This window comes from Citrobacter sp. TBCS-14 (assembly GCF_005280805.1).
Classification (GTDB): domain Bacteria; phylum Pseudomonadota; class Gammaproteobacteria; order Enterobacterales; family Enterobacteriaceae; genus Citrobacter; species Citrobacter gillenii.
The window spans coordinates 1-579 of sequence record NZ_SZWM01000357.1 but is presented as its reverse complement, the minus strand read 5'-3'; the positions used below and the strand labels follow the sequence as shown (position 1 = coordinate 579).

Below are 579 nucleotides of genomic sequence, written 5' to 3'. Positions count from 1 at the left end.
TAGGCTTTTCCTTATGAGAAAAGACATCCTAGAAAGTATAACCGAACATCTTATGACTGGAATTAAACCTAATTTCGCTGATATTGCCAGACGCTATAATTGTGACTATCGGACGGTCAAACGTTATTATGACCTCGGAAAAGAAAAGACCCTTGAAGAAGCTTCAAAACGAAGGGTCCCACCGTCACTTATTGAGAACTATAAATCAATCATTGAAGATAAACTCAAGCTTGGCTGCTCTGTGCGCTCAATTTACTACTTCATCCAACTAAAAGGCTATCAAGGCTCATATACGACCGTCAAACGCTATGCCAGATTGATTCGAGAATCCTGCAAACATAAAGCAACGATTCGAATTGAAACAACGCCTGGACTTTCTGCTCAAGTCGACTGGAAAGAAAATTTAAAACTGATCTCACGCAATGGTGAAGTGTTTACGATTAATATCTTTCTGTATATTCTTGGCTACTCTCGGATGAAGTATCTTCAATTGACCGTCGACCGTCTCCAACCCACACTCTTTGAGTGTCTCAAAGAATGGTGCTAAAGGTCCGGTTGCTGCTAACGTAGTTACTACAG

General features: G+C 40.6%; 1 pseudogene. It reads left to right on the top strand.

The annotated features are described in order from the left end of the window. Nucleotides 1–13: 13 nt before the first annotated feature. A pseudogene (gene istA, locus FDX22_RS15485) lies at nucleotides 14–532 on the top strand (IS21-like element IS712 family transposase); the annotation flags it as partial. Nucleotides 533–579: the final 47 nt, after the last annotated feature.